At 72.0% G+C, this 18,817-nt stretch carries 18 protein-coding genes; 8 read left to right on the top strand and 10 right to left on the bottom strand.

What is annotated here, in order from left to right; all coding sequences use genetic code 11:
• Nucleotides 1–20: 20 nt before the first annotated feature.
• Together IGS69_RS08710 and IGS69_RS08715 are read right to left on the bottom strand one after the other, a co-directional pair.
• Nucleotides 21–461 (bottom strand): SRPBCC family protein, encoded by a 441-nt coding sequence (locus tag IGS69_RS08710; RefSeq protein ID WP_190898136.1) that lies wholly within the window; start codon nt 459–461, stop codon nt 21–23.
• Between the two features lie 108 nt (nt 462–569).
• Nucleotides 570–1,367, bottom strand: coding sequence for a metallophosphoesterase family protein (locus IGS69_RS08715; protein WP_190898137.1), 798 nt, complete (start codon nt 1,365–1,367; stop codon nt 570–572).
• Nucleotides 1,368–1,662: 295 nt separating this feature from the next.
• Here IGS69_RS08715 and IGS69_RS08720 point away from each other — a divergent pair, with 295 nt between their 5' ends.
• Nucleotides 1,663–3,459: an AMP-dependent synthetase/ligase gene (locus IGS69_RS08720; RefSeq protein WP_190898138.1), complete on the top strand. Its 1,797-nt coding sequence runs from the start codon at nt 1,663–1,665 to the stop codon at nt 3,457–3,459.
• A 13-nt stretch (nt 3,460–3,472) separates the two neighbouring features.
• Here the strand turns inward: IGS69_RS08720 and IGS69_RS08725 are convergent, their stop codons facing one another.
• Both IGS69_RS08725 and IGS69_RS08730 read right to left on the bottom strand, forming a co-directional pair.
• On the bottom strand, nt 3,473–5,110 hold the full coding sequence (locus tag IGS69_RS08725; RefSeq protein ID WP_232543460.1) for a GMC oxidoreductase: 1,638 nt from the start codon (nt 5,108–5,110) through the stop codon (nt 3,473–3,475).
• A 121-nt stretch (nt 5,111–5,231) separates the two neighbouring features.
• On the bottom strand, nt 5,232–6,374 hold the full coding sequence (locus IGS69_RS08730) for a glycosyltransferase family 4 protein (RefSeq protein ID WP_190898140.1): 1,143 nt from the start codon (nt 6,372–6,374) through the stop codon (nt 5,232–5,234).
• Nucleotides 6,375–6,493: 119 nt separating this feature from the next.
• Here IGS69_RS08730 and IGS69_RS08735 point away from each other — a divergent pair, with 119 nt between their 5' ends.
• Nucleotides 6,494–7,732: a glycosyltransferase family 87 protein gene (locus IGS69_RS08735; RefSeq protein ID WP_190898141.1), complete on the top strand. Its 1,239-nt coding sequence runs from the start codon at nt 6,494–6,496 to the stop codon at nt 7,730–7,732.
• Here IGS69_RS08735 and IGS69_RS08740 read toward each other — a convergent pair.
• Nucleotides 7,690–9,015 (bottom strand): MATE family efflux transporter, encoded by a 1,326-nt coding sequence (locus IGS69_RS08740; RefSeq protein WP_190898142.1) that lies wholly within the window; start codon nt 9,013–9,015, stop codon nt 7,690–7,692. The genes IGS69_RS08735 and IGS69_RS08740 overlap by 43 nt on opposite strands.
• Nucleotides 9,016–9,110: 95 nt before the next feature.
• On the opposite strand from IGS69_RS08740, the gene IGS69_RS08745 reads away from it, so the two are divergent.
• A complete protein-coding gene (locus IGS69_RS08745) occupies nt 9,111–9,641 on the top strand; it encodes a PadR family transcriptional regulator (protein ID WP_190898143.1) in 531 nt (176 codons plus the stop codon).
• A 45-nt stretch (nt 9,642–9,686) separates the two neighbouring features.
• On the opposite strand, the gene IGS69_RS08750 is transcribed toward IGS69_RS08745, so the two are convergent.
• The 5 genes from IGS69_RS08750 to IGS69_RS08770 all read right to left on the bottom strand — a co-directional run bounded on the left by IGS69_RS08750 (nt 9,687) and on the right by IGS69_RS08770 (nt 15,041).
• Nucleotides 9,687–10,871: a hypothetical protein gene (locus IGS69_RS08750; protein ID WP_190898144.1), complete on the bottom strand. Its 1,185-nt coding sequence runs from the start codon at nt 10,869–10,871 to the stop codon at nt 9,687–9,689.
• Nucleotides 10,872–10,904: 33 nt separating this feature from the next.
• Nucleotides 10,905–11,918, bottom strand: coding sequence for a C40 family peptidase (locus tag IGS69_RS08755; RefSeq protein WP_190898146.1), 1,014 nt, complete (start codon nt 11,916–11,918; stop codon nt 10,905–10,907).
• A 211-nt stretch (nt 11,919–12,129) separates the two neighbouring features.
• A complete protein-coding gene (locus tag IGS69_RS08760; protein WP_190898147.1) occupies nt 12,130–13,170 on the bottom strand; it encodes a C40 family peptidase in 1,041 nt (346 codons plus the stop codon).
• 245 nt (nt 13,171–13,415) lie between these two features.
• Nucleotides 13,416–14,765 (bottom strand): NYN domain-containing protein, encoded by a 1,350-nt coding sequence (locus IGS69_RS08765; protein ID WP_190898148.1) that lies wholly within the window; start codon nt 14,763–14,765, stop codon nt 13,416–13,418.
• Between the two features lie 36 nt (nt 14,766–14,801).
• Nucleotides 14,802–15,041 (bottom strand): hypothetical protein, encoded by a 240-nt coding sequence (locus tag IGS69_RS08770; protein WP_003989675.1) that lies wholly within the window; start codon nt 15,039–15,041, stop codon nt 14,802–14,804.
• A 159-nt stretch (nt 15,042–15,200) separates the two neighbouring features.
• On the opposite strand from IGS69_RS08770, the gene IGS69_RS08775 reads away from it, so the two are divergent.
• The 5 genes from IGS69_RS08775 to IGS69_RS08795 all read left to right on the top strand — a co-directional run bounded on the left by IGS69_RS08775 (nt 15,201) and on the right by IGS69_RS08795 (nt 18,816).
• Nucleotides 15,201–15,953 carry a rhomboid family intramembrane serine protease gene (locus IGS69_RS08775; RefSeq protein WP_190898149.1) on the top strand — a complete coding sequence of 251 codons (753 nt, stop codon included), beginning with the start codon at nt 15,201–15,203 and terminating at the stop codon, nt 15,951–15,953.
• Complete coding sequence (locus IGS69_RS08780; protein WP_030848030.1) at nt 15,950–16,231, top strand: Lrp/AsnC family transcriptional regulator; 282 nt, start codon at nt 15,950–15,952, stop codon at nt 16,229–16,231. Before IGS69_RS08775 ends, IGS69_RS08780 begins: the two co-directional genes overlap by 4 nt.
• Nucleotides 16,232–16,380: 149 nt before the next feature.
• Nucleotides 16,381–16,716 (top strand): small secreted hydrophilic protein, encoded by a 336-nt coding sequence (locus tag IGS69_RS08785; protein WP_190898151.1) that lies wholly within the window; start codon nt 16,381–16,383, stop codon nt 16,714–16,716.
• The gene (locus IGS69_RS08790) at nt 16,640–18,160 is read left to right on the top strand and encodes a sensor histidine kinase (RefSeq protein ID WP_190898152.1); all 1,521 of its coding nucleotides are present in this window, start codon (nt 16,640–16,642) and stop codon (nt 18,158–18,160) included. Before IGS69_RS08785 ends, IGS69_RS08790 begins: the two co-directional genes overlap by 77 nt.
• Complete coding sequence (locus IGS69_RS08795; RefSeq protein ID WP_190898153.1) at nt 18,157–18,816, top strand: response regulator transcription factor; 660 nt, start codon at nt 18,157–18,159, stop codon at nt 18,814–18,816. Before IGS69_RS08790 ends, IGS69_RS08795 begins: the two co-directional genes overlap by 4 nt.
• Nucleotide 18,817: the final 1 nt, after the last annotated feature.

Raw genomic sequence — 18,817 nt, forward strand, 5'->3', positions numbered from 1 at the left:
GGGTGGCCGCGCGGCCGGGGCTACGTGCCCGCTTCGACCCGCTTCTTCAGCCCGGCCAGCGCCCGGTCGATGATGACCTTCTCGGCCTTGCGCTTGATCATGCCGAGCATGGGGATCTTCACGTCGACGGTCAGGACGTAGGTGACCTCCGTGCCGCCCGCACCGGACGGCTTGAGGAGGTAGGAGCCGTCGAGGGACCGGAGCATCTGGGACTTCACCAGCGTCCAGGAGACCTCGTTCTCGCCGGTCCAGGTGTAGCCGAGGATCTGGTCGTCCTTGATGGCGCCCGCGTCCATGACGAGGCGGACCTGCTCGGCGCGGCCCTCGGCGTCGGTCTTGAGGACCTCGGCCTCCTTCACCTCGCCGGTCCAGTCCGGGTAGCGGGCGAAATCGGAGATGACCGCCATGACGTCGGCCGGGGCCGCCTCGATGGTGATGCTCGAGCTGGTGTGTTCCGCCATCGCCGTGGCTCCTCCAGATGCGGGCCGGTATGAGGTCGTGCGCACGTGGGTGCAGCGTGAAGGCTACCGCGCACGGCAGTCGCGGATCTCACCCGACCTGGGGCGTCCTCACCACTCCAGCGCCCAGGGCGTTCCGGTCGACGCGAAGTGCCCCACGTTCACGCACTCGGTCGCCCCGATCCGCATCCGTTTCACCAGCGGCTGGTGGACGTGGCCGAAGAGGGAGTAGCGGGGCCGGGTGCGGCGGATGGCGTCCAGCAGGGCGCGGCTGCCGCGCTCGAAGCGGCGGGCGACGGTGTCGTAGACGAGCTCGGGGACCTCGGGCGGGATGTGGGTGCAGAGCACGTCGACCTCGCCCACGGCCTCGATCTTCGCCGCGTACTCCTCGTCGCTGATCTCGTACGGCGTCCGCATCGGTGTGCGCAGGCCGCCGCCGACGAAGCCGAAGACCCGGCCGCCGATCTCGACGCGCTCGCCGTCGAGGACGGTCGTGCCGGGGCCGGCGTACTCCCGCCACAGGGGCGGCATGTCGACGTTGCCGTAGGTGGCGTACGTAGGAGTGGGGAACGCGGTGAACAGCTCTGCGTACTGCTTGCGCACCGCTTCCTCGATCACCATGGCGCGGTTCTCTTGGAGGCCGGCCCACAGCGAGGCCCCGAGCAGCCGGGCCTCCTCGAAGCGGCGGGCGGTGCGCAGCGCGACGATGCGGTCGGCGTTCTCGACGCCGAACAGGTCGGGGAAGATGCCGCGGGAGTGGTCGGCGTAGTCGAGGAACAGGACGAGGTCGCCCAGGCACACCAGGGCGTCCGCGCCCTCACCGGCCCTGGCCAGGTCGCGGGCGTTGCCGTGCACATCGCTGACCACGTGTACGCGCGTCCGGTGGTTCCGGGCTGGTGTGGGTGCCATGACGATCAAGCGTAAGCGGGTGCGGCACAGGTGAACAGTGGCGGCCGGACCTGCGGTTACTGGCCAGTCAGTTAGTCCGTGGACTACTGTGCGCGAAGGAATACCCAACTGTGTGACGCAGCGAACATCTCGACGGGACCCCCTGTCGGAGAGCCATACCGGCGGGTAACGTCCGGGCAGTCCAGTCGTGCTCTGCATTTCAACAAGTGAATGCCTGAGTACCTCCCCGAGCCTTGGACCGCACCGTCGCAGCACACACCGTCGTGGCGCCGGCGCCCTATGAGGAGCAGCAGTCTTGCGCGAGTTCAGCCTTCCGGCTTTGTACGAGGTCCCTGCGGACGGCAATCTGACCGACATCGTCCGCAGAAACGCCGCGCAGCACCCGGACGTCGCCGTCATCGCCCGCAAGATCGGCGGCAACTGGCAGGACGTCACGGCCACCGAGTTCCTCGCCGAGGTGCACACGGCCGCGAAGGGGCTGATCGCCGCCGGGGTCCAGCCGGGCGACCGGGTGGGCCTGATGTCCCGCACCCGCTACGAGTGGACGCTGCTGGACTTCGCGATCTGGAGTGCGGGCGCGGTGACCGTGCCGGTGTACGAGACCAGTTCGCCGGAGCAGGTGCAGTGGATCCTCGGCGACTCGGGCGCGACCGCCTGTGTCGTGGAGTCGGACGCCCACGCGGCCGCGATCGAGTCGGTGCGCGACTCGCTGCCGGCGCTCAAGCACGTGTGGCAGATCGACGGCGGCGGCGTCGACGAGCTGGGCCGGCTCGGCCAGGACGTCACGGACGAGACCGTCGAGGAGCGCGGCTCGTTCGCCAAGGCCGACGACCCGGCGACCATCGTCTACACCTCGGGCACCACCGGCCGCCCCAAGGGCTGTGTGCTCACCCACCGCAGCTTCTTCGCCGAGTGCGGCAACATCGTGGAGCGGCTGCGTCCGCTGTTCCGCACGGGCGAGTGCTCGGTGCTGCTCTTCCTGCCGCTCGCGCACGTCTTCGGCCGGCTGGTGCAGATCGCGCCCATGATGGCGCCGATCAAGCTGGGCACGGTCCCGGACATCAAGGACCTCACCGACGAGCTGGCCGCGTTCCGCCCGACGCTGATCCTCGGTGTGCCGCGCGTCTTCGAGAAGGTCTACAACTCGGCACGCGCCAAGGCGCAGGCCGACGGCAAGGGCAAGATCTTCGACAAGGCCGCCGACACCGCCATCGCGTACAGCAAGGCGCTGGACACCCCCTCGGGCCCGTCGCTCGGCCTGAAGATCAAGTACAAGACGTTCGACAAACTCGTCTACAGCAAACTCCGCGCGGTCCTCGGCGGCCGGGGCGAGTACGCCATCTCCGGCGGCGCCCCGCTCGGCGAGCGCCTCGGTCACTTCTTCCGCGGCATCGGCTTCACGGTCCTGGAGGGCTACGGCCTGACCGAGTCCTGCGCGGCCACCGCGTTCAACCCCTGGGACCGGCAGAAGATCGGCACGGTCGGCCAGCCGCTGCCCGGCTCGGTGGTGCGGATCGCCGACGACGGCGAGGTGCTGCTGCACGGCGAGCACCTGTTCAAGGAGTACTGGAACAACCCCGGCGCGACCGCGGAGGCGCTGGCCGACGGCTGGTTCCACACCGGTGACATCGGCACCCTCGACGAGGACGGCTACCTGAGGATCACCGGCCGCAAGAAGGAGATCATCGTCACCGCGGGCGGCAAGAACGTCGCCCCGGCCGTGATCGAGGACCGCATCCGGGCACATGCCCTGGTCGCGGAGTGCATGGTGGTGGGCGACGGGCGGCCGTTCGTGGGCGCGCTGGTCACCATCGACGAGGAGTTCCTGGGCCGCTGGTGCTCCGACCACGGCAAGCCGGTGGGTTCCACCGCGGCGTCGCTGAGCGAGGACCCGGACCTGCTGGCCGCGGTCCAGGCGGCGATCGACGACGGCAACGCCGCGGTGTCGAAGGCGGAATCGGTGCGGAAGTTCCGCATTCTGTCCTCCCAGTTCACGGAGGAGTCGGGCCACCTGACCCCCTCGCTGAAGCTGAAGCGGAACGTGGTGGCGAAGGACTACGCGCACGAGGTCGAGGCGATCTACGCGAAGTGACCTCCCGGTCGCCCTAGGGCGCGGTGTCCTCGGCGAGGACCCGCGCCATCGTGCGTTCGGCGAGCGCGGTGATGGTCACGAAGGGGTTCACCCCGAGCGACCCGGGCACCAGCGAGCCGTCGGTGACGTACAGCCGGGGATATCCCCTGACCCTGCCGTAGTCGTCCGTCGCCCTGCCCAGCACGCAGCCGCCCAGCGGGTGGTAGGTGAAGTCGTCGGCGAAGACCTTGCTCTTCGAACCGAACAGGTCGTAGCGGTAGATCGTCGCGTTGGCCGCGTTGATCCGGTCGAAGAGCTTCCTGGCCATGGCGACGGAGACCGCGGAGTGCGCGGCCGTCCAGCCCAGCCGCAACCGGCCCGAGCCGGTGTCGTAGGAGAAGGACGCCCGCTCCGGGTTCCTGGTGATCGCCAGGTAGAGGCTCACCCAGTGCTCCAGGCCCGTCGGCAGCGGGGCGATCTCGGCGAACACCGGGTTGGCGGTGTTGGCCCAGTCGTCGATGCCCATGACCGGCATGGTCGACTGGTTCGCCCCGACCGTGTCCCACAGGTGGTTGGCCCGGCCCAGCATCACGTTGCCGTTGGTGCCCCAGCCGGCGCCGACACTGGTGTCGAGGCCGGGCAGGGTGCCCGTCTCCCGGGCGCGCAGCAGCAGTTCGGTGGTGCCGAGGCTGCCGCCGCCGAGGAAGAGGTACCTGCAGCCGTACTCCTTGGTCTGGACGACCCGGCCGGTCTCGTCGACGCGGTCGGCCGTCAGGACCCAGCTCCCGTCCGGCGCGCGGCTGAGGGCGCGCACCTTCTCCAGGGTGTGGATGGTGACGTTGCCGGTGCCGAGCGCGGCGGCGAGGTAGGTCTTGTCGAGGCTGCGCTTGCCGTGGTTGTTGCCGTAGATGACCTCGCCGCCGAGCGCCGACTTCGGGGCGGTGCCGGCCGCCTCGCGCTGCATGTGGCCGAAGTCGTAGACGCTCGGCACGAAGGTGGTCCGCAGTCCCGTCCTCTCGGCGTGCTTGCGGGAGACACGGGTGAAGCGGTACCACTCCGTCGACTCGAACCAGGCCGGGTCGACGGTGTTCACGCCGAGGGCGGCGCGGGCGCGCGGGAAGTACGTGCCGTACATCTCGCCGGCGTCGACGGTGGGGAACTGCTCGGCGAAGTACGACCGGGGCGGGGTGACCGCCATGCTCCCGTTGACCAGCGAGCCGCCGCCGACGCCCCGGCCGACGTACACGGACATCTGGTCGAAGTGCACGCGATCCAGGACCCCCGGGTAGGGATCGATGTCCCGGTTGACCACGTCCAGCCACAGGAAGCTGGACAGGGGTGCCTCGGTGCGGGTGCGGAACCACATGGACCGCCGGTCGGGGGCGCTGGTGGTGCAGAAGACCTTGCCGTCGGGGCCGGTGGTGTTCCAGAGGCGGCCCATCTCCAGGACGATCGTGCGGATGCCGGCCTGGCCGAGCCGGAGGGCGGCTACGGCGCCGCCGTAGCCGGAGCCGACGACGATCGCCGGGGCGGTGTCGACCGCGTCGGGCTGGGCGGCACGGGCGCTGTCGAGGCCGATGCGGGTGAAGCCGAGGGTGGCAGCCGTCCGGAGGGCTGCCGTGCCGAGGATTTGACGTCTTGTCAGCTGACGCTGCATCAGTTTTACTGCCATGCGCGCAGCATCGGCGGAATTTGCGGTTCCGCCTAGTGGGGTGCGCCTGGATCCTGGACGGCGGGTGCGGGTGGTCCGTGGTTGTCCGCGCCGTTCCCCGCGTCCCTGAGGGGCGGCTGCACTACAGCAAGTCCTTGAGGCGCTCCGCGAGCAGGTCCCAGCGCCATTTCTCCTCGACCCACTCCCGGCCCCGCTCCCCCATCCTGCGGCGGAGCTCGGCGTCGCCGAGGAGGACGGTGATGCGGTCGGCGGCCTCCTCCGGGGAACCGCCCTTCACCACCCAGCCCGTCTCGCCGTCGAGGACCGCGTCCGGGGCGCCGCCCGAGTCGCCGGCCACGACCGGCAGGCCCGTCGCGGAGGCCTCCAGGTAGACGATCCCGAGGCCCTCGACGTCGAGGCCGCCGCGGCGGGTGCGGCAGGGCATCGCGAAGACGTCGCCGGCGCCGTAGTGGGCGGGCAGCTCCGACCAGGGCACGGCGCCGGTGAAGCGGACGGCGGAGGCGACGCCCGTCTCGTGCGCGAGCCGCCGCAGGTCCTTCTCGTAGGGGCCGCCGCCGACGATCAGCAGGACGGTGTCCGGCTCGGCGGCGAGGATGCGGGGCAGGGCCCGGATCAGGGTGTCCTGCCCCTTGCGCCGCACCAGCCGGGAGACGCAGACCACCACGGGCCGGTCCGTCAGACCCAGCCGGGCCCGCACCTCGTCGCCGCCCGAGCCGGGGTGGAAGGTCTTCTCGTCTACGCCGGGCGGCAGCTGCGCCATCCGGGCGGCGGCCCCGGGCGTCAGGGCGGGGGCGATGCGCGAGCGGGTGTACTCGCCGAGGTAGGTGATCGTGTCGGTGGCGTCGCCGATCCGGCGCAGCAGCTGCCGGGCGGCGGGCAGCTGGGCCCAGCCGGCCTCGTGGCCGTGCGTGGTGGCGACCAGCCGCTCGGCGCCCGCACCGCGCAGCGCGGGGGCCATCAGGCCGAGCGGGGCCGCCGCCCCGAACCACACCGAGGCGCAGCCGTGCTCCCGCAGCAGACCTACGGCCCGCCGGGTTGCGCCCGGCGTCGGCAGCAGCATGGTCGTGCGGTCCCGTACGACCGTGAAGGGCTGCTCGGCGTCGAAGGCGCGGGTCGCCTCGATGCCCTCCCGGGTCCGCTTCCAGGTCGACGCGTAGACGACCAGCTGCCGCGGGTCCAGCCGCAGCGCCATGTTGTGCAGGAAGGCCTGGATGCCGCCGGGCCGGGGCGGGAAGTCGTTCGTCACGATCAGGGTCTTGCGCACGCCGCCGACCCTACCGAACCGCCCTCGTCGCCCTGTGCGGCAGCGCATATGGCACGCTCACAGCTGACGGGCCCATCATGGTCCCTCGACACGGCAGGCGAACGGGCAGGGATCACGACGTGAAGACGACGGGCACGAGGCGGCCCCTGGTATGGCTGCCGGTCCTCTGGTGTCTCACGAGGCTGGTGCTGCTGCTGTTCGTCCTGAAGGTGTACGTCTTCCCGGGCCCGGACGTGACGAGCGACGTGCAGGTGATCTACCAGGGCTGGTCCGACGTGCTGCGCACCGGAACGTTCCCGCTGAACGACGTCACCTGGCAGTACCCGCCCGCCGCCGCGCTGGCGATCCTCTCCCCCGGCCTGCTGCCCTTCCTGGACTACGCGACCGCCTTCTACGTCCTGGTCTGCGTCACCGACCTGGCCGTGCTGGCCCTGATGACGTACGCGGGCCGCCGCCCCGGCCGGTCGCTGCACGGCGCCTGGGTGTGGGTGATCGGCGTCCCGCTGCTCGGCCCGACGGTGTACGCCCGCTACGACGTGATGGTGACGGCCGTGGCGATGGCCGCGCTGCTCGCGGGTGCCCGGCACCCCAGGGCGTTGGGGGCCCTGGCCGCCTTCGGGGCGCTGCTGAAGGTGTGGCCCGCGATGCTGCTCCTCGCCGCCCGCCGGCGCAGCGCCTGGGTGTCGGCCCTGGTGACCGGCGGTGTGGTGACGGGGGCGTTCGCGCTGGCCATGCCGGGCGCGTTCGCGTTCCTGACCTTCCAGCGCGACCGGGGCACCGAGGTGGAGTCGCTGGGCGCGCTGGTCTTCCACGTCGCCCGGCACTTCGGCTGGCAGGGCGAGGTGAAGCTGAACTACGGATCGATCGAGTTCCTCGGGCCGTACGTGAGCGAGGTGAGCACCGGCGCGCTGTTCCTGACCGGGGCGGCCTTCGGCTGGCTGGTGCTGTGGCGGCTGCTGGCCCGGCGGTTCGAGGAGCACACGCTCGCCGACGCGGCCTTCGTCGCCGTGCTGATGTTCACCACCACCAGCCGGGTGATCAGCCCCCAGTACATGGTGTGGCTGGTCGGGCTGGCGGCGGTGTGCCTGTACTTCCCGGGCAGCCGGATGCGGCTGCCGGTCGCGCTGGTGCTGGTGGCGTGCTTGGTGACGGTGCTGGAGTTCCCGTACTACTTCGCCAGTGTGGTGGCCAGTGACGGCCTCGGTCTCACCCTGCTGTTCCTGCGCAACGGCCTGCTGGTGGTCGCCACCCTCGTCGCGGCCCGGGCCCTGTGGAAGGCGACGGTGCCGCGCCCGCTCCCCGCTCCCCTGCCGTCTCAGCCGGCCGCCCGCGCCGGGGAGACCCCCGTCTCCTCCTGAGCCGGGGCTCGCCGGAACAGCACCCCCGCGAGGACGCACTGCACCGCCGTCGCGAGCGCCAGAGCGAGGCACACCCCCGGCAGCCCGAGCCCCGTCAGGCCGTACGCGAGGGCCAGCTGCACTGCGGTCCCGAGCACGGTCACCCGCAGCAGCGCCGAAGCGCCCCCGCTGCCCTCGAAGACCCCGCCGAGCGCGATGAGACAGGCCATCAGCACCAGGTAGGGCCCGACGCAACGCAGGAACAGCACACCCTGGTGCCCAACCCCGGGCCCGGCTCCGAAGGCGGCCATGAGCCACGGGGCACCGACGGCCAGCAGTACGGCCGCGCCGAGGCCGAGGGCGCCGGAGAGGAGCACGGTCTGCCTCCCGATCGCCCGCCGTCCGTCCTCTCCCGCGCCCCGCGTGTGCGCGGTGTGGATGGCGGCGGCCTGACGGACCGCGTAGAAGGCCATGGTCGCCACGTACATGACCTTGTAGGCGATCGCGTACCCGGCCACCGCCGTCACCCCGAGCCGCGCCACGATCGCGACCAGGACCAGGGCTCCCGTCTGCCGCACGGTGAAGTCGGCGGACATGGGAAGACCGGTCGACAGGGTCCGGCGCAGGGAGGCGGCCGGGGACTCGCCCGGCGCGGCCCGGCGGGCCTCGCGCAGCAGGGCGTTGCGCCGGACCGCGAGGAGTCCCGCCCCGAGCGCCACGCACCGGGACAGCACGGTGGCGGCCGCGGCGCCCCGGACGCCGTGGAGGTGGATGAGGAGCGGGTCCAGGGCCAGGATCAGGCCGTTGGCCAGCAGCGCGAGCCGCATCGGGGTCCGGGTGTCGCCGGTGCCCTTGAGGATGCCGTCGACGAGCTGCTGGGCGAAGAAGACGGCCATGCCCGGCATGGACAGGGTGAAGTAGGAGACGGCGAGCGGGAGGGCGGCGCCGTCCGCCCCGCCGAGCACCAGCCGGGCCAGCGGTTCGCCGGCGATCAGGCCGCCCGCCACCACCAGGGGGGTCACCAGCGCCCACAGCGCCCATCCACCCCGTACGGCGGCGCGAACGGCCCCGGGGTCGCGGGCGCCCCTGGCGTGCGCCACCAGCACGGTCGTACCGGAGCCGAAGACCAGGGCGATGCCGAGCAGCACGTTCTCCGTGTTGGTCGCCACGGCCACCGCGGCCACGGCCGGGCCGCCCAGCCGCGCGACCCAGACGGTGTTGATGATCCCCGCGGCGACGGAGGCGAGCAGCGAGAGGTAGACGGGTCCTGCGAGCAGGAGGAGGTGCTTGCGATGGGCGTTCACGGGGTCCCCCAGTTTGACCATCGAAACGAGCTATCTCGATTCGAGGTAGCTCGTTAAGAGGTAGCATGCGGTGTCGACCACCCGCAAGGAGGACCATGCTGGAGCTGTCGATCCTGGGCTTCCTGGCCGAGGAGCCCCTGCACGGCTATGAGCTGAAGGAGCGCATCAAGGCACTGACCGGCCATGTCCGGTCGGTGAGCGACGGCGCGCTCTACCCGGCGATCACGCGCCTGGTCGGGGCGGGCCTGCTGGACCAGCGCACCGAGCCGGGCGCGAGCGCGGCCCCGCGCCGGATCCTCGCCCTCACCGGAAAGGGGCGCGAGGAACTGCTGGAGCGGCTGCGCCACCCCAAGCAGACCGAGATCACCGACCAGGTCCGCTTCAACACGGTCCTCGCCTTCCTGCGCCACCTGCCCGACCGGCACGAGCAGGCCGCGGTGCTGCGCCGGCGGCTGGAGTTCCTGGAGACCCCGACGAGCTTCTTCTACGCGTCCGGCAAGCCGGTCCGCGCCGAGGAGGCCGAGGACCTGTTCCGTCAGGGCATGCTCCGGGTGGCCCGGGCCACGGGCGAGGCGGAGCGGGCGTGGCTGCGGGAGGCCGTCGAGGTGCTCGACCGGCCGGAGTGAGGCGGAGACCCGCCGGAGTGAGGCCGTCGGCGGCTCGGGCCCGGGTCAGCCCAGTTGCTGCCGCAGGTATGCCCGCCACTCCCGCGTGAAGGCGTCCGGCGTCGTCCCCAGCACCTTGCGCATCGCCTCCTCCACCGCCCCGGCCCGCTCCCGGTGCTCCCCGACGGCCCGGTAGAACGCGCCGAGCCGGTCCTCCCCCCAGCGGTCGGAGATCATCCGGCAGGCCGTCCAGCCGCTCTCGTAGGAGCGGGCCAGGCGGCTCGCGTCGCCGGTGAAGCCGAAGTCCTCGTCGTCCGGGAGGGCGGCGGGGACCCGGTTCTCGGCGACCGCCCGGGACAGTTCGGGGGCGGCCTCGGCGGGGGTGCGGCCGGCGGCGCGGTAGCCGGCCCAGTCGGCGTACCCCTCGGAGAGCCACAGGGGCGTGGCGGCCGTGGTGCGGGCACGGGTGGCGACATGGGTGGTCTCGTGGGTGACGACGACCTGCTCGCCGAGGCCCCCGAGGAGCGCGAAGGCGTCCGGGTTGACGATGATCCGGTCCGCCGGTGCCCGGGTCCGGGGCCCCGTCTCGCCGGTGGTGACCGCCGCGATCCCGCGGTAGGAGGAGGCGGGCGAGCCGAGCAGACCGGCCATCCCCTCCAGCGACTTCGGCACGAGCAGGACGACCCGCCGGTTCCAGTCCGTCCCCCACGCGTCCGACACGGCCGGCACGGCCCGGTCGGCCAGGTCCGCGAAGTCCCGCAGCGACTGCCCGGACTGACCGACGCCGAGCACGAGACTGCTCCGGCCCCGCACGAGGTGCACCGCCCCCTGGTCCCACAGCTGCTGCGCGGACTTCTTCGCAGGCCGGTCGGTGACGACGGACCACCGTCCGTCCGCGTCACGGCTCAGCCGCAGGGTGCGCCGGGTGGTCACCGGCGCCTCGTCGTACCCGGCGACGCGGTAGGACAGTTCGGCGTCGGCGGTGGCGGTGTCGCCGGTGCGGCGCACCGCGGTCACCCGGTACGACCAGGCGGCCACCGGCACCGCGCGCAGATTGGCGAAAACCGTCCCCGCGCCCGTCCGTTCGTAGGCCCGCGCGTCGCGGTCGACGACCGCCGCGGCCCGCCGGTCCAGGAGCCGCTGCACGTCGGCCGTGGCACTGCCGGCCGCGGACCGCCCGCCGCACCCGGCCAGGGCGACGAGCAGCACGACGAGCGCCACCAGCGCGGACCCCGACCTTCGACCAGCCACGTTCCCGATCGTACGGGCGCCGGGCCCCGCCGGTCAGACCCTGGTGACCGACGAGACGGGCATCATCCCGACCGGGTCGTAGCGCACGGGCGCGCCGGGGTAGGGCGCGTGGATGACCTGGCCGTTGCCCATGTACATCCCGACGTGGCTGGCGTCGCCCCGGTAGACGACCAGGTCACCGGGGCGCGCCTCGGACAGCGGGACCTGCCGGCCGGCGTACCGCTGGGCCTGCGAGGTGCGCGGCAGGGAGACCCCGGCCTGCGCGTACGACCACTGCATCAGGCCCGAACAGTCGAAGCCGGAGGGCCCGTTGGCGCCCCAGACGTAGGGCTTGCCGAGGGCACTGCGGGCGGCGGCGACGGCGGCCGAGCCACGTGCCGAGGCGGCGGTGGCGCCGCCGAGGTCGGGCATGCCGGGGCGGCCGGAGCGGGAGGCGCGGCCGTAGGCGTCGCGCTCGGCCTCCGGCAGGGAGTTGAGCATCCGCCGGGCCGTGGCGAGCTTGTGCTCCACGGTCTTCTTGTGGGCTGCCAGGGCCTTGCGGCTGGTCTCCAGTTCGCGGAGCTTCCCGGCGGCCTCCTCGCGGTCCTGGGCGAGTTCGCGCATGGCGCCCTGGAGTGCCTTCAGCTCACGGGCCTGGTGGGCGGTGAGACGGTCCAGCCGGGCCGCGTGGTCGAGGTAGTCGTCCGGGTCGTCGGACAGCAGCAGGGCGAGGGACGGGTCGATGCCGCCCGAGCGGTACTGGGCGCCGGCGAACGAACCGAGGGACTCCCGCATGGAGTTGACGCGCTCCTGCTGCCGGGCGACGCGGTCCCGGGCGATGCCGACCTCGGCACGCAGCTCGTCGGCACGCTCGTCGGCCTCGTTGTACGCCTCGGTGGCCTTCTCGGCCTGCTCGTAGAGGCGGTCCACCGTGGCCCGGGTGTCGTCGTGCGGTGCGGCGGCGGCCGGTACCGCGCCGAGGGCGGCGGCCGTGACGGACAGGATGCTGACCGCGGCACCGGCGCCCCGGTCGAACCCGGACGGTGCAAGGCGGCGATGGGACCCCACGGGAAGCCGCTCTCCTTCCGCTGGCGGACTTGGAACGCGGCAGACAGTAGCCCCGCGGCAGGGGGCCGCCAACGACCATCCGTGGGTATCCAGCAGTGCGCCCCGCCGCTGACGCAGGTCAATGGCGGGGCGTGGGCTCACTCGGGGCTGCCGTGATTCGCCCGAACGGCGGACACGGTGTGCTGATCTTGCGGGCTCCGGGGGCCGGTCGTCAGACGCGGACGCCGAACATGAACGGGCCGCCGATGGTGCCCATCGACTCGTAGCGGACGACGGTGCCGGTGCGCGGCGCGTGGATGATCTGCCCGTTGCCGGCGTAGAGGCCCACGTGGTGCAGGTCGTTGAAGAAGAAGACCAGGTCGCCGACCTTGAGCTGGCTGGTGGAGTAGATCTTGGTGCCGATCTGGGACTGGGCCTCGGAGGTGCGCGGGATCTGCATGCCGGCGGCGGCGTAGGCCCGGGAGGTGAGGCCGGAGCAGTCGAAGGAGCTCATGCCGGTGGCGCCGTAGACGTAGGGCTTGCCGAGCTGGCTCTGGGCGAAGGCGAAGGCGGACGCGGCGCGGCCCGAGCCGGGCGGGACGTTGACATCGAGGGCGTCGCGCTCGCTGGCCCGGCTGGCGCGGCTCTGCTCGGCGGCGAGTTCGGCCTTCTCGGCGGCGGTGAGGCTGTTGAGCAGCTTCTGCGCGGAGGAGAGCTTGCCCTGGACTTCCTTCTTCTTCTTGCCGAGTTCGGTCCGGGTGGAGGCGAGGTCCTTGAGCTTCTCGGAGGCCTCGGCGCGCTCCTGGGCCAGTTCGCGCTGCTTCTCCTGGACCTTCTTGAGCGCCTCGACCTGCTGGCTGCTCAACTGGTCGAGTGTGGAGGCCTTGTCGAGGTAGTCCTCGGGGTCGGCGGAGAGGAACAGCTGGACGGAGGGGTCGATGGAGCCGGTGCGGTACTGCGACGCGGCGGCGAGGCCCAGGCTGTCGCGGAGCTCGTTGAGCTCCTCCTGGCCGCGGGCCACGTTGTCCTGGATGGTGGAAATCTCCTTCTGGAGCTTCTCCTGCTTCTCCTTGGCCCCGTTGTACTTCTCGGTGGCCTGCTCCGCCTCTTCGTAGAGCTTGTCGACCTTGGTCTTGACCTCGTCCTTGCTCGGCTTCTCGCTGGGGGCCGCGTTGGCGGCCTGCGAGCTGAAGGCGACGGCAGCGGCGGCGGCGGTGGTCAGCACGGTCACACGTGCGCGGCTCGGCTGCTTAGGACGACGGTGGGACGCCACGGGTGAAAAGCTCCTTCTGGCCCCTCCGCCGTCTCTCCCGATGAGTGATCACCCGAGCGGAGGTTCGGCCCGACCCTAGTGACCTTCCTGTGATCAGTTCAAATCCTCAGATGAAAAATTGCGTCACGGTAGGCCATCTTTTCCTCTGGACTCACGGGCGGTGAGCCCCACTTGACGCACCGTGGCTCACAGGTCACACCAATTCGGGCATCACGCCCGGAGGTTACGCATGGTGCGTAAGGCCCCTAGGCCCGTGAAAGCCGCCGGAGCAGCATCGCGGAGGCGACCGGGCGGGCGCCGGCGCGGGCCACGCCGTCGGCGACCTCGCGGTCGGTGGACGCCACGATGACCGGGCGGCCCGGCGGTTCGGCCCGCACGAGCTGACGGATGAGCTCGTCGGCGGTGACGCCCGGCTTCGAGAAGAGCACGCGCACACCGCGCGGCGGGGCCAGCAGCACCGGCGCGACCAGCTCGGCCCCGTCGAAGACGCAGGTCACCTCGGCGCCGCTCTGCGCGGCCAGTTGGGAGAGCTGCCCGAGCAGCCGCAGGCGCTGCTTCTCCAGCGGCATCTGCGGATAGCCGGTCTTGGTGACGTTGTAGCCGTCGACGACCAGATGGGCCTGCGGCAGCGCCAGCAGCTGGTCGAGGACCTGCGGGTCGTCCTCCGACAGGGCGCGGGCGGCGATGTCCTTCGGCGTCATCCGGCCCGGCTCGACGGCGTCGACGGTCTCGGCGGGCCGCACCGACACCGGGGGCAGGGCCAGTTCACGGCGGAGCCCCTGGGTGGCGTCCAGCAGGGTGTCCAGCAGCAGCCGGACCCGCATGTCCTCGACGCTGCGGCCCTCCCGGGCGGCCCGGCGCGCGGCCTCCAGGGCGGCCTCGCTCTCGCCCAGCCTGGACTTGAGGCGCCGGGTCTCGCTCTCGGCGGCGGAGACCTGTGCGTGCCCCTCGGCGCGGACGGCCTCGATCTCGCCCTGTGCCTTGCGCAGGGCGGCCTCGCCGCGCTTGACGTCGCTGAGGGCGGCACGCAGCTTGCGGTGCAGCGACTCGGCTTCCTTCTTGGCCGATTCCAGCTCGGTGCGCAGCCGCTCGGTCTCCTCCCGGGTGTGCTCACGGGCCCGGTCGAGCTCGGCGCGCAGCCGCTCCAGCTCGGCCCGGCTCTCCTCGTCGGCGCGCTCGGCGTCGGCCCGCTGGGCCTCCTCGCCGGCGGCGGTCACGAGCTTCACCCAGCCGAGGGGCCGCAGTACATAGGCCGCGGCCGCCACGTCGAGCGGGTCCGCGGCCGGGGGCGGGGAGCCTGAGTCGAGTGCGCCGGTCAGCTCCGGCTGGGCTTCTCTGAGCTTCTCCCCGATGCGCTGCCGGAACAGCGGGTCGGTCTCCAGCGCGGCCGCCATGGCGTTCCCTGCGAACTTCGCCCGCCGGTTCGGGGCGAACCGGGCGTACTGCCTGAGCTGCGCGGGCAGCTCGGCGACCGTCAGCGAACCGAAGCCGTCGGAGACGATCTGCACCACTCTGCGGCGCACGCCGTCGGGCAGCGGACGGTCGAGCACCTCGGCGGCGCCGTCGCCCGGCCCCCCGCCTGTGGTCTCCACCATCCGTCACACCCCAATGCTGTGCGGGGCCCGCTCCCGTCAGGAGCCGGCGCCCGGCCTGTCCACGAGTTCCACCTGGTCCACCGCGTTACACCAGCGGCAGCGCACCGACTCGATGGTCTCACTGAGGACCTCGCGCTCCTCGACCTTCGGCTCTCCGGCCAGGTCGAGGTGGACGTACTCGACGACCTTCGACGAGCGGGTCACGTCGAACCTCGTGAGGTTGCCGCAGAGGGTGCAGCGCCAACGCGTCTCGGCGGTCGGCAGGGGAACCGTCATCGTGACCTGTTCTCTTTCCTTCTAGTGTCCGTGACGCGACCGGCGTCCCCGGTGCGTGTGGTCCGTAACCCTACGGCCTGGCGGGTACCCGCCGCCCGCGTGTCCACGGCGGCGAGGCGGTCTGGGCGGTTGCGTCCGGTTACGTCATGCTCTGTATTCATGATCCACAAGTGGAGTGCGTCGATCGTCCGGGCCGGCAGATCGGTCAGGGGGTCCTCGGCGCCGGTGACGTACACCCTGATCGCCCTGTGCTGCCTGGCCTTCCTGGCCGGACCCGCCTCGGGCCTGAATCCGGCCTACGGCACGGGCGACGAGCTGCTCGCCGTGCAGCGGGCCTACTTCCGGCGCTGGGGCGTGATCCCCGCAGAACTGTTCGAAGGGTCCGGAAGAGCGGCCCTCACCCCCGCGACCGCGCTCTTCGTCCACGGCAGCTGGGTGCACCTGCTCGGCAACATGCTCTTCCTCTACGTCTTCGGGGCGATGACCGAGGAGCGGATGGGCCGGGTGCAGTTCACCCTGTTCTACGTCGGCTGCGGCTACCTGGCCCTGCTGGGCTACGCCGTCGCCAACGCGGACTCCGACCAGTCCCTGGTCGGCGCCTCGGGGGCGATCTCGGCGGTCCTCGGCGCGTTCCTGTACCTGTTCCCCCGTGCCCGGGTGACCAGTCTCCTGCCGTTCCTCTTCTTCCTGCCGGTGCGCTTCCCGGCATGGGTCGTGCTGCCGTTCTGGGCGGCGCTGCAGTGGCTGGCGGCGGGGCGGGCCCCGGACGGGCCGGGGGTGGCCTACCTCGCCCATCTGATCGGATTCGGTCTGGGCTTCGGCTACGCCTCGGTCCGCTACGGCCGCCCCACCGGCCCCACTAGAGTGAAGGCCGCCCCTGCTCCGGCCCCCGAGGGAGAGAACCAGCCGTGATCACCGCGATCGTCCTCATCAAGACCAGCGTGGACCGGATCCCCGAGATCGCCGAGTCGATCGCGGCGCTGGACAGCGTCAGCGAGGTCTTCTCCGTCACCGGCACCTATGACCTGATCGCGATGGTCCGGGTGAAGGAGCACGAGGACCTGGCCGAGGTCATCCCGGGCCGGATCAGCAAGATCCCCGGAGTGGAGGGCACGGACACGCACGTGGCGTTCCGTACGTACTCGCAGCACGACCTGGAGGCGGCGTTCTCGATCGGGCTGGACAACTAGCAGCCCGTTCGATCGGGCTGGACAACTAGCAGCCCCGTTCGACCGGGCTGGACAACCGGCAGGCCCGTCCTGCGCGCCGGGTCCCGGATGAGGAGTTCTTCATCCGGGCTTCATCCCGCTCGCCGGGTTCCGTCCGCAGTATCGGGCCCATGGTCTTCTCTCGCCGGATGGCGGCCCTGTCCGCCGTCGTGCTGATCCCGCTGGGCATCGCCGCGACCAGCTACGCGCTCGCGGACAGCCCCGCGTCGCCCAGGGTGCCCTCCCAGAAGGTCGAGCTGGACCACGGCTCGCCCACGCCCACGCCCACCTCCACGCTCCGGCCCGGCCGGCAGGCCACACCGCCCGGCGCCACACCGGGTGACGAGGTCGTCTCGCGGCCCCCGGTGACCGACAGCTCAGCGAGTGACGATGACGACGACGACCGCGGCCAGGGCACCGGAGACGACGGACCGGGCGACGACGACGGCCCCGGTTCCGACGGCTGACACCGGCCGCCGGCGGGTCTCCGCCCGGGTCCGGATCCTGCTGTGGCTGCTGCTCGTGATGGCGCTCGCGCTCGCCTCGGTGGCCATGACCACCCGCTCGTACCTGCTGCGGGACGTCGACCACCGCATCAACCGCCTGCTCACCCAGGAGACCGGCGAGTTCGCGAACTTCGTGGAGCGCGGCGGGGATCCGCGGACGGGCCGTCCGTTCACCGAGGCGGACCGGCTGCTGACGGTGTTCCTGGAGCGGCAGTACCCCGACGCGGACGAGGAGCTGATCGGCCTGGTCGCCCGGGCGGGCACCGGTCCCCGGCAGATCCGCCAGCCGCACGACCTGCCCGTCGCCCTGCCCCTGCACAAGGACCCCGCGGCCCGGGCCCGTATCTTCGGCTCGCCCGCGTCCTCCGGCGTACTCGACCGGCCGCAGGGGGAGATCCGCTGGGCGAAGGTCACCATGGCCCGGCCGGGCCGGGCGCCGAACGCCGCGTTCGTCGTGGCGATCCACCCCGAGCGGGAGCAGGCCCGGGTGAACAGCGTGTTCCGCACGCTGCTCGTCATCTCCGGAGTGGCTCTGCTGCTGACCGTCGGCATCGCCTGGGCGGTCGCGGGGCGGATCCTCAAGCCGGTGCGGGTGGTGCGCGCCGCGGCGGCCCAGCTGACCGAGCAGGACCTCACCCGCCGGATCCCGGTGCACGGCCACGACGACATAGCGGCCCTCGCCGAGACGTTCAACGGCATGCTCGACCGGCTGGAGCGGGCCTTCGCCGCGCAGCGCGAGTTCGTCGACGACGCCGGCCACGAGCTGCGCACCCCCATCACCATCGTGCGCGGGCACCTGGAGGTCATGGGCGACGACCCTGCCGAACGCGAGGAGACCGTCCGGCTGGTCACCGACGAGCTGGACCGGATGAGCCGCATCGTCGAGGACCTGCTGCTGCTCGCCAAGGCCGAACGCCCCGACTTCGTCTCCCCCGAGCCGGTCCAGGTCGCCGAACTGACCGCCGACGTCTACGTCAAGGCCCGCACCCTGGGCGAACGCGACTGGCAGCTCGACGCGGTCGCCGACCTGGAGGCCGAACTGGATCCGCAGCGGATCACCCAGGCCATGGTGCAGCTCGCGCAGAACGCCGTGCAGCACACCACGCCCGGCCAGACCATCCGCATCGGCTCCCGCACCGACGGCCCGGACGTGGAGCTGTACGTGGCCGACTCGGGGCCCGGTGTGCAGCCGCAGGACACCGAGCTGATCTTCGAACGCTTCCGGCGCGGCACGGCCCGCCGGGGCGCCCGGGGTTCCGGCGCCGGACTCGGGCTGTCCATCGTCAAGGCGATCGCCGAGGGGCACCGGGGCCGGGTACGGCTGCACGGCACGCCCGGGGGCGGCGCCACCTTCGTCCTCGTCCTGCACGCACCCCGGGCAGCACCGGAAGGGAACCCCACGTGAACCGCATCCTCATCGTCGAGGACGAGGAGCGCATCGCCTCCTTCGTGCAGAAGGGCCTGCGCTCCAACGGCTTCACCACGACCGTGGTCACCGACGGCGACGCGGGCTACGAGTACGCCCTGACCGGCGGTTTCGACCTCGTCGTCCTGGACATCGGGCTGCCCGGCCGGGACGGCTTCACGATCCTGCGGGAGCTGCGCGAGGCGCGGGTGTCGGCGCCGGTGATCGTGCTGACCGCGCGGGACTCCGTACGGGACACGGTGGCCGGTCTGGAGGGCGGCGCCGACGACTGGATGACCAAGCCGTTCCGGTTCGAGGAGCTGCTCGCCCGGGTGCGGCTGCGGCTGCGGACGGCGGCTCGGGCGCCGGAGGTGACGGTGCTCAGGTCGGGCTCCCTGAGCCTCGATCTGCGGACGCGGCGTGCCCGGTCCGGGGAGCGGACGGTCGATCTGACGGCTCGTGAGTTCGTACTGCTGGAACTGTTCCTGCGGCATCCGGGACAGGTGCTGTCGCGGGAGCAGATCCTGTCCCATGTGTGGGGCTACGACTTCGACCCGGGGTCCAACATCGTGGACGTGTACGTACGGACGCTGCGGAAGAAGCTGGGGGCGGAGCGGGTGGAGACGGTGCGGGGCATGGGGTACCGGCTGCCGTAGC

This window comes from Streptomyces tuirus, from assembly GCF_014701095.1.
GTDB lineage: Bacteria > Actinomycetota > Actinomycetes > Streptomycetales > Streptomycetaceae > Streptomyces > Streptomyces tuirus.